The organism is Micromonospora parastrephiae, assembly GCF_016802865.1.
Taxonomy (GTDB): Bacteria; Actinomycetota; Actinomycetes; order Mycobacteriales; family Micromonosporaceae; genus Micromonospora; species Micromonospora parastrephiae.
The window spans coordinates 1-9,196 of the sequence record NZ_JAEVHM010000204.1; the positions used below are offsets into that span (position 1 = coordinate 1).

Sequence of the window (9,196 nt, forward strand, 5' to 3'; positions counted from 1 at the left end):
GCCACGCCGTCGGCGCCGGCTCCCGGTGGTGCTGGCTCTCGTGGTGCTGCTGGTGCTCGCCGGCGTCGGGGTCGTCGTGACCAGGCCCGGGCCGGTCGCGGGCTGGCTGGGCGACGACGCCGGGTCCGCGCCGACCGCTGCCGCCGGGAGCCCCGAACCGGACCCGTCGGACGTTCTGGCCGGGCCAGACCCGAACGCTCCCATGCCCAGCCCGGATGGGGTACGAGCCGCGCTGGACCCGCTGGTCGGTGCGGCCGCGCTGGGCAGCCGGGTGAACGTCTCGGTGGCCGACGTGACCTCCGGCCAGACGCTGTTCGGCAAGGGGGCGGACGACGGCACGGTGCCCGCCTCGGTGACCAAGCTGGCGACCGCGGTGACCGTGCTGGCCGCCCGTGGGCCGGGCTACCGGATCCCCACCCGGGCGGTGGCCGGCGCGAAGCCCGGCGAGGTGGTGATCGTCGGCGGTGGGGACCCCACCCTCGCGGTCGACAAGAAGGGCTACTACCCGGGCGCCGCGCGCCTGGACGACCTGGCCGCGCAGGTGCGTACGACGCTCGGCGGCACCGCTCCGACGAGCGTCACCGTCGACGGTTCGGTCTACTCGGGTCCGGTCTACGGCCCGGGCTGGGACCCCGACATCCCCACCGGCGGGTACGGCGGGGCGATGACCGCGCTGATGACCGACGGCGCGCGTGAGGATCCGGGCGCCGCCAGCGGTGGTGCCGTGCGGGTCGCCGAGCCGGACCTGGCCGCCGGCCGGTCGTTCGCCAAGCTGCTCGGCGTACCGGCCGGCGCCGTAAAGCGCGGCACGGCTCCGGCGCCGGCCGCGGCCGGCGGCACCCCGGCGCCCGGCACCGAGTTGGGTGTGGTGCAGTCCCCGCCGCTGATCCGGCTGGTCGACGTCATGATCAGTCAGAGTGACAACCTGGTGGCCGAGGCGCTCGCCCGGCAGGTGGCGCTGGCCCGCAACCAGCCGGCCTCGTTCGACGGGGCCGCCGCCGCGATGGACGCCGAGGTGGCCGAGTTGGGGCTGCCCGCCGAGGAGATCACGCTCTCCGACGGCAGTGGGCTGTCCCGCCGCAACCGGATCAGCCCGTCGCTGCTCACCGACCTCATCCGGCTGGCCGCCAGCCCGGACCATCCGGAACTCGCGGGTGTGTTCGGGGGCCTGCCGGTGGCCGCGTGGTCCGGCACCCTGGACGACCGGTACCGCGGTGCGCCCGGCACCGCAGCCGGGGCGGGCGCCGTGCGGGCCAAGACCGGCACGCTGACCGGGGTGCACGCCATCGCCGGCCTGGTCACCACGAACGACGGCCGGCTGCTCACGTTCGCGGTGCTCACCGACCAGGTGCCCGGTGGCACGGACACCGCCCAACCGGCGCTGGACCGGATCGCCGCGGCGCTGGCCGCCTGCGGCTGCGGCTGACCGTCGGCGGGCCGGCGCGTACCGCGCCGGGGTGCTCCCGGGCACCCGGCGCAGCCGCGACCGACGTCGATCGCCGGCGCGAGCCCGGGCCGGGGTGTCGCGGCGCGGGTACGGTGGGTCCATGGCGCAGTTCGTGGACTGGGATCTGGCCGCCGCCACCGCGGGGGCGTTGAGCAAGTCGGGCCCCCGGGTGTCGTACGCCGAGGCCACCGACGTGGTCGGCGACCTGCGACGGCTGACCGACGAGGCGGCCGGGCACGTGGCCGACTACACAGGGCTGCGGGCGCAGGTGTCGCACCCGCCGGTCCGGGTGGTCGACCGCCGGGACTGGGCCGCCGCGAACATCGCCGGTCTGCGCGAGGTGATCACCCCGCTGGTCAGCCGGCTCTCCGGTGACAAGTCGCCCGGCGCGTTGACCGAGGCGATCGGGTCCCGGCTGACCGGGGTGCAGGCCGGCACCGTGCTGGCCTACCTTTCCGGCCGGGTGCTGGGCCAGTACGAGGTCTTCTCCGCCGAACCCGGCCAGTTGCTGCTGGTCGCACCGAACATCGTCGAGGTGGAGCGCAAGCTCGGCGCCGACCCGCGGGACTTCCGGCTCTGGGTGTGCCTGCACGAGGTCACCCACCGGACCCAGTTCACCGCGGTGCCGTGGATGCGGGCGTACTTCCTCAGCGAGGTGCAGGCTTTCGTGGACGCCTCGTCCAGCGGCGGCGAGCACCTGACCGAGCGACTGCGGCGGGGGGTCGCCACCTTGTCCGAGGCGGTCCGCGATCCGGAGGGCCGGACCAGCGTGCTGGACATCGTGCAGACCCCGGCGCAGCGGGCCGTCCTGGATCGGCTGACCGCGCTGATGACGCTGCTGGAGGGGCACGCCGAGTTCGTGATGGACGGCGTCGGCCCGCAGGTGATCCCCAGCGTGGAGCGGATCCGAGCGTCGTTCAACCGGCGCCGTGAGGCGGGCAACCCGCTGGAGAAGGCGATCCGTCGGCTGCTCGGGGTGGACGTGAAGATGCGCCAGTACGCCGAGGGGCGCAAGTTCGTGCACGGTGTGGTCGAGCGGGTCGGCATGGACGGGTTCAACTCGATCTTCAACTCGCCCCTGACCCTGCCCCGGCTCTCCGAGCTGGGTGACCCGGACGCCTGGGTGGCCCGGGTGCACGGCCCGGCCGGCACCTTCCCGGCCGCCGGCTGACCCGCCCGCCGGTGGCTGCGCTCGCCCCGCCGGTGGCCGCGATCCGGGTGGCGGTTCGTCGCGCGCTGACCGGTCTGCCGGGTGACGGGCCGGTGCTGGTCGCCTGCTCCGGTGGTGCCGACTCGCTCGCCCTGGCGGCGGCCACCGCGTTCGTCGCCCCCCGGCTGGGTCACGCGGCGGGGCTTGTCACGGTCGACCACGGCCTCCAGGACGGCTCGGCAGAGCGTGCCGAGGCGGTGGCGGCGTGGGCCCGGGAGGCCGGCTTCGCGCCGATCGTGGTCGCCCGGGTGGAGGTGGCCGGGCGTCCGGGTGGTCCGGAGGCCGCCGCGCGGGAGGCCCGGTACCAGGCGTTGACCGAGGTGGCGCGGCAGCACGAGGCGGTGGCCGTGCTCACCGGGCACACCCGCGACGACCAGGCGGAGACCGTGCTGCTCGCGCTCGCCCGGGGCGCCGGCCCGCGCGGGCTGGCCGGAATGCCCGCCCGGCGGGACCTGTCCGGTGTGCCGCTGCTACGCCCGCTGCTGGAGATCGGCCGGGAGCAGACCCGCGCCGCGTGCGTCGTGCTCGGCTTGCAGCCGTGGCAGGACCCGCACAACACCGACCCGTCGTACGCCCGGTCCCGGGTGCGGGCCGACGTGCTGCCGGCGCTGGTGCGGGCGCTCGGGCCCGGCGTGCTGGACAACCTCGCGCGTACGGCTCGGCTGGTGGCGGCCGACAACGCCGCCCTCGACGAGTTGGCGGAGACGGCGCTGGCGGCAGCCCGGCATCCCGAGGGTGGGCTCGGGGTGCCGGAGCTGGTCGACCTGCCCCCCTCCGTACGCGGTCGCGTGCTGCACACCTGGGCGCGTGAGCTGGGTGCCCTGCCGGGTGCCCTGTCCCATCGGCACGTCGCCGCCCTGGACGCTCTGGTCACCGACTGGCACGGCCAGGGCCCGGCAGACCTGCCGGGGGGTGTCCGGGTACTCCGCCGCGCCGGCCGACTGTCGCCCGTCGCCTCGGGCTGAGAGCCCCCGCTCAGGCGCTGTGCGCGCGGTCCCGGAAGGTGGTCCGGTAGCTGTGCGGGGTGGCGCCGACCCGGCGGCTGAAGTGGTGCCGCAGCGCCGCCGCGTCGCTGAAGCCGGCCTGGTCGGCGACCGCCTCCACGCTCAGCGGGGTCTCCTCCAGCAGCCGTCGGGCGAGCAGCACCCGCTGGTTGGTGAGCCAGTCGTGTGGGGTGGTGCCGGTCTCGGCGCGGAACCGGCGGGCGAACGTGCGCGGAGCCATCCCGGCCCGGGCGGCCAACTCCTCCACCGTGATCGTCCGGTCCAGGTGTCCCATCAGCCACTCCAGCACCGGCTCCAGGGTGGGCGCCTCGGGCGCCTTCGGGATGGGTGCCTCGACGTACTGTGACTGGCCGCCGTCGCGGTGCGGCGGGACCACCATCCGCCGGGCCAGCCGGGTCGCGGTGGTCGACCCGTGCTCCTGGCGGATCAGGTGCAGGCAGGCGTCGATGCCGGCCGCCGTGCCGGCGCTGGTGAGCAACCGGCCGTCCTGGACGTAGAGGGAGTTGCAGCGCACCCGGGCGCGCGGATGTTGGCGTTGCAGCTCGTCCACGTACCGCCAGTGGGTGGTGCACTCCCGGTCGTCGAGCAGCCCGGCCTCGCCGAGCAGGAAGGCGCCGGAGCACACGCTGAACAGGTGCGCGCCACGGGCGTCGGCGCGGCGCAGCGCGTCGAGCACCGGGCCCGGAACGACGGTCCCCTGACCGTGTGCGGGGACGGCCACCAGGTCGGCCTCCTCCACCGGGCCCAGGTCGGCGTGCGGGGTGAGGTGGAAGCCGGACGAGGTGCGTACCGCCCCGCCGTCCGGGCTGCACAGCTGAAAGTGGTAGCCGGGGAATCCGTCGGCCGTCCGGTCGGTGCCGAACACCTCGGCGAGCACTCCGAGCTCGAAGGGGGCGACCTGGTCGAGGACGAGGACGGCGACGTTGCGAAGCATGTGACGAGGGTAACCCGAGCGGTGGCAGTAAATCGATGCTCAGTGGCATCACTGCCACTGTCCCGGCGGAGCGAGGGGCCGCAGACTGGTGTCAGTTCGGTGCGCACCGGCGGCGAAACCGACAGCAACCATGCGAAAGCGAGCGCCGCCATGGAGTTCCTGCTCTTCCTCCTGTTCCTCGTCCTGCTCGTCGGCGCCTCGGCGGCCGGCTTCACTGCGGACAGTCACGATTCGGCCGACTGGAAGCCCAGCGACGACGGCCGCCGCTGGCGGTCACGTACCAGCTGATGTGTTTATTGTTTTATGTGGTGAAAAATCCCGGGCGGACCGCGCCAAAAGGTGCGGCCCCGCCGACGGAGGCCATCCGACGTACGGCAGGCTAGGAGTCATGGCTGACGGCTCCTGGTACGACGCCGACATCGACCACGTGATCATTTCCGAGGCGCAGATCCGCGAGAAGACGGCGGAACTCGCCAAGCAGGTCTCCGCCGACTACGCCCACGTGGGCGACGGACTGCTGCTGGTCTGCGTGCTCAAGGGCGCGGTGATGTTCATGGCGGACTTCGCGAGGGCGTTGGGCCGCAACGGCCCCCCGGCCGAACTCGACTTCATGGCCATCTCCTCCTACGGCCAGGGCACGACCTCCTCGGGCGTGGTCCGCATCCTCAAGGACCTGGACCGGGACATCGCCGGTCGGCACGTCGTGGTCGTGGAGGACATCGTCGACTCCGGGCTGACGCTCTCCTGGTTGCTGCGCTACCTGGAGTCCCGCTCGGCGGCGAGCGTCGAGGTTGTCGCGCTCTTCCGCAAGCCGGACGCGGTCAAGGTGCCGGTCCCGGTGAAGTACGTCGGCTTCGACATCCCCACCGAGTTCGTCGTCGGATACGGCCTGGACTTCGGTGAGCGTTACCGGGAGCTGCCGTACGTCGGTGTGCTCAAGCCCGAGGTCTACGCGCGCTCCTGACGGCCCGTGGTGGCCGCAGCGTGACGGTGTGAGGCCAAATCGCATCGGCACCCGTCAAGCCGACGTTCAGCGGGCTCTCAGCTGTTCCGGTTACCGTGGAGCCCGGTGGCGCGGAAGTTACTCCGCGTCCGGCCCCCTCGACCGCGTGACCGGGCGTTCGGGTGGCCGGGTCGGACTCCCCGCCACGCCGGTTTTGGCCCGGACCCGTCGTACGTTGGTGCGGGGCTGGTGGGCCTGCCCACGGTGTGCGCCGTCGATGTCGAAGGTGCGCCAAGTGCGGGGCTCGCAAGCTCACTCCTCGCGTACACGCGGCTTTTGATGGTGCACGACTGCGGGGCTCGCAAGCTCACTCCTCGCGTACACGGTGTACCGTCGAATGACCGCGACGCGGCAGTTTGGCGTCTCGGGGTCGAGGCCGGCCCGCACGGCGGCTCCGGCTGCCGCTCACCGCGGCGACACCATCAGACGGTCAGGACGTCGATCAGGAGGATGCGGGCGCCCCGGCGCTCGACAACAGTATGGAACGTACGCGTTTCTTCCGCCGACCGGTGGTCTGGATCATCCTGGTCATCCTCGGCGCCGTTGTGCTCAGTCAGCTGTTCACCGCTGGTCCCAGCTACCACCGCGTGGACACTTCCGTTGCGCTCGACCAGCTGCACACCGCCAAGATCAACAAGGTGGTCTTCCAGGACAAGGAGCAGACGCTCCAGCTCGACCTGGCCCAGAAGACGAAGTTCGGCGAGACCACCACCAACAAGATCGAGGCCCAGTTCCCGTACCAGGCTGGCGACCAGGTCTGGAACGAGGTGCTGGACGCCAAGGCGGCGAACCGGGTCACCGGCCCGGCCGACGCCAAGGTCTCGTCGGACAGCATCTGGATGAGCCTGCTCATCAACCTGCTGCCGATCGCGCTGCTCGTGCTTCTGCTGCTGTTCTTCATGTCGCAGATGCAGGGCGGCGGCTCCCGCGTGCTCAACTTCGGCAAGTCCAAGGCGAAGATGATCACCAAGGACACGCCGAAGACGACCTTCGCGGACGTCGCGGGCGCCGAGGAGGCCGTCGAGGAACTGCACGAGATCAAGGACTTCCTGCAGAACCCGGCGAAGTACCAGGCCCTCGGTGCCAAGATCCCGAAGGGTGTGCTGCTGTTCGGCCCGCCCGGTACCGGCAAGACGCTGCTGGCCCGCGCGGTCGCCGGCGAGGCCGGGGTGCCGTTCTACTCCATCTCCGGCTCCGACTTCGTGGAGATGTTCGTCGGTGTCGGCGCCAGCCGGGTCCGTGACCTCTTCGAGCAGGCCAAGGCGAACGCCCCGGCGATCGTCTTCGTCGACGAGATCGACGCCGTCGGTCGGCACCGTGGCGCCGGCATGGGCGGCGGTCACGATGAGCGCGAGCAGACGCTCAACCAGCTGCTCGTCGAGATGGACGGCTTCGACACCAAGGGCGGCGTCATCCTGATCGCGGCCACCAACCGACCGGACATCCTCGACCCGGCGCTGCTGCGCCCGGGCCGGTTCGACCGGCAGATTCCGGTGGACGCCCCCGACATGGAGGGCCGCAAGGCCATCCTGCGGGTGCACGCCAAGGGCAAGCCGTTCACGCCCGACGTCGACCTCGACTCGGTGGCACGGCGTACCCCGGGCTTCAGCGGCGCCGACCTGGCCAACGTGATCAACGAGTCCGCCCTGCTCACCGCCCGCAAGGACCAGCGGGCGATCACCAACGACTCGCTCGAAGAGTCGATCGACCGGGTCATCGCCGGTCCGCAGCGACGGACCCGGGTGATGAGCGACCAGGAAAAGAAGATCACCGCGTACCACGAGGGTGGACACGCGCTGGTCGCCTGGGCTCTGCCGCACGCCGCCCCGGTGCACAAGGTGACGATCCTGTCCCGTGGTCGTTCCCTCGGCCACACCCTGGTGCTGCCGACGGAAGACAAGTACACCCAGACGCGCGCCGAGATGATCGACACCCTGGCGTACGCGCTGGGCGGTCGGGCCGCCGAGGAGCTGGTCTTCCACGAGCCCACCACCGGTGCCGGCAACGACATCGAGAAGGCCACCCAGCTGGCCCGCGCGATGATCACGCAGTACGGCATGAGCTCCAAGCTCGGTGCGATCAAGTACGGCACCAGCGGGGACGAGCCGTTCCTCGGCCGCAACATGGGCCACGAGCGGGACTACTCGGACTCGGTGGCCGCCGAGATCGACGGCGAGATGCGGGCCCTGGTCGAGCTGGCACACGACGAGGCCTGGGAGATCCTGGTGGAATACCGGGACGTCCTGGACAACATCGTGCTCGAGCTGATCGAGAAGGAGACCCTCTCCACGGCCGACATGGCGCGGATCTGCGCTCGGGTGGTCAAGCGTCCGCCGCTGGCGCCGTACAACGGCTTCGGCAAGCGGCAGCCCTCCACCGAGCCGCCCGTGCTCACCCCCGCGGAAAAGGACGCGCTCAAGGCGCAGGCCCAGGCCGACGGCGCGCAGGCGTCCGTCGGTGGGGCAGCGTCCAACAACTCGGACGGTACGCACTGAGCGACGACCCGACGGCCAGCTCCCCCCACCGGGAGCTGGCCGTCTCCGCGACCGAGCCCGACGGCGACGACGGGCTGGACTACGTGGCCGCCCGGCTGATCAGCGGCCGGCTGACCGGCCGGCCGGTCGAGGACGCGGTCGACCTGGGCCGCATCGAGAAGGCGGTCCGGGAGATCCTCATCGCGGTCGGCGAGGACCCGGACCGCGACGGACTCCAGCAGACACCCGCCCGGGTCGCCCGCGCGTACGCCGAACTCTTCGCCGGCCTGCGGGTCGACCCGGCCCAGGTGCTCAGCACCACCTTCGAGGCCAACCACGAAGAGCTGGTGATCGTCCGCGACATCGACGTGATGAGTCTGTGCGAGCACCACCTGCTGCCGTTCCGCGGCAGCGCGCACATCGGCTACATCCCCGGCCCGGACGGGCGGATCACCGGCCTGTCGAAACTGGCCCGGCTGGTCGAGGTCTTCGCCCGCCGACCCCAGGTGCAGGAGCGGCTCACCTCCCAGGTCGCCGACCTGCTCATGAGCAAGCTCGCCCCGCGCGGCGTCGTCGTCGTGCTCGAATGCGAGCACATGTGCATGGCCATGCGCGGCATCCAGAAGTCAGGTGCGAAGACCATCACGTCGGCCGTGCGCGGAATACTGCAAACGGACTCCAAGTCACGCGCCGAGGCGATGGCGTTGATCATCCCCCGCTGACAGCCGGACGCGACACGGCCGGCCGACCCTCCCGGGTGGCCGGCCGTTCCGTGCCGGGGGTCAGCCGGCCAGCAGGGCCAGCAACAGGGCGGCCGTGACCAGCACCGCCGGCACCAGGCAGACCAGCGCGCCGAAGCGCACCGTACGGTCCAGATGCTCACCCGGGTCGGGCCGGAACACCCGCCCGACACCCAGCCAGGCGACCACGAAGGCCACCGCCGGCATCGGCAGCCCGCAGATCAACGCGGCGACGCTCGCCGCGCCCGCGCCGGTCGCCGCGTACACCACAACCTGGATCAGCGGCACCAGCAGCGCCAGCGGCCCGTACACCAGAAGGTTGCGCACCCGGGCGGGCCAGGACCCCGGCCGGAGCCGGCGCGCGCGGCCAGCGCCGCGTCCGCA

General features: G+C 72.3%; 8 protein-coding genes and 1 pseudogene. 7 read left to right on the forward strand and 2 right to left on the reverse strand.

The annotated features are described in order from the left end of the window. From dacB to tilS, 3 genes are all read left to right on the forward strand, one after another. The coding region (gene dacB / locus JNW91_RS26650; protein ID WP_238425761.1) for a D-alanyl-D-alanine carboxypeptidase/D-alanyl-D-alanine endopeptidase at window positions 1–1,426 on the forward strand (1,426 nt) is incomplete at its 5' end. 121 nt (window positions 1,427–1,547) lie between these two features. Beyond that, on the forward strand, window positions 1,548–2,618 hold the full coding sequence (locus JNW91_RS26655) for a zinc-dependent metalloprotease (protein ID WP_203178147.1): 1,071 nt from the start codon (window positions 1,548–1,550) through the stop codon (window positions 2,616–2,618). Between the two features lie 11 nt (window positions 2,619–2,629). Next, entirely contained in the window at window positions 2,630–3,622 is a 993-nt protein-coding gene (tilS, locus tag JNW91_RS26660) for a tRNA lysidine(34) synthetase TilS (protein WP_203178149.1), read from the forward strand. Window positions 3,623–3,632: 10 nt separating this feature from the next. Here the strand turns inward: tilS and JNW91_RS26665 are convergent, their stop codons facing one another. Continuing rightward, entirely contained in the window at window positions 3,633–4,595 is a 963-nt protein-coding gene (locus tag JNW91_RS26665; RefSeq protein ID WP_203178151.1) for a GlxA family transcriptional regulator, read from the reverse strand. 99 nt (window positions 4,596–4,694) lie between these two features. Between JNW91_RS26665 and JNW91_RS26670 the strand changes: the two genes are divergently transcribed. The 4 genes from JNW91_RS26670 to folE all read left to right on the forward strand — a co-directional run bounded on the left by JNW91_RS26670 (window position 4,695) and on the right by folE (window position 8,794). Beyond that, a complete protein-coding gene (locus JNW91_RS26670) occupies window positions 4,695–4,883 on the forward strand; it encodes a hypothetical protein (RefSeq protein ID WP_203178154.1) in 189 nt (62 codons plus the stop codon). Between the two features lie 100 nt (window positions 4,884–4,983). Then, complete coding sequence (hpt, locus tag JNW91_RS26675) at window positions 4,984–5,559, forward strand: hypoxanthine phosphoribosyltransferase (RefSeq protein ID WP_030328005.1); 576 nt, start codon at window positions 4,984–4,986, stop codon at window positions 5,557–5,559. Window positions 5,560–6,077: 518 nt separating this feature from the next. After that, entirely contained in the window at window positions 6,078–8,093 is a 2,016-nt protein-coding gene (gene ftsH / locus JNW91_RS26680) for an ATP-dependent zinc metalloprotease FtsH (protein WP_203178152.1), read from the forward strand. Between the two features lie 35 nt (window positions 8,094–8,128). Continuing rightward, the gene (gene folE / locus JNW91_RS26685; protein ID WP_139583250.1) at window positions 8,129–8,794 is read left to right on the forward strand and encodes a GTP cyclohydrolase I FolE; all 666 of its coding nucleotides are present in this window, start codon (window positions 8,129–8,131) and stop codon (window positions 8,792–8,794) included. 60 nt (window positions 8,795–8,854) lie between these two features. On the opposite strand, the pseudogene JNW91_RS26690 reads toward folE, so the two are convergent. After that, a pseudogene (locus JNW91_RS26690) lies at window positions 8,855–9,196 on the reverse strand (hypothetical protein); the annotation flags it as partial.

Coding starts and splice junctions, on each gene's coding strand:
- ftsH (WP_203178152.1), top strand. CDS start 6,078: ATGGAACGTACGCGTTTCTTCCGCCGACCGGTGGTCTGGATCATCCTG.
- hpt (WP_030328005.1), top strand. CDS start 4,984: ATGGCTGACGGCTCCTGGTACGACGCCGACATCGACCACGTGATCATT.
- JNW91_RS26655 (WP_203178147.1), top strand. CDS start 1,548: ATGGCGCAGTTCGTGGACTGGGATCTGGCCGCCGCCACCGCGGGGGCG.
- JNW91_RS26665 (WP_203178151.1), bottom strand. CDS start 4,595: ATGCTTCGCAACGTCGCCGTCCTCGTCCTCGACCAGGTCGCCCCCTTC.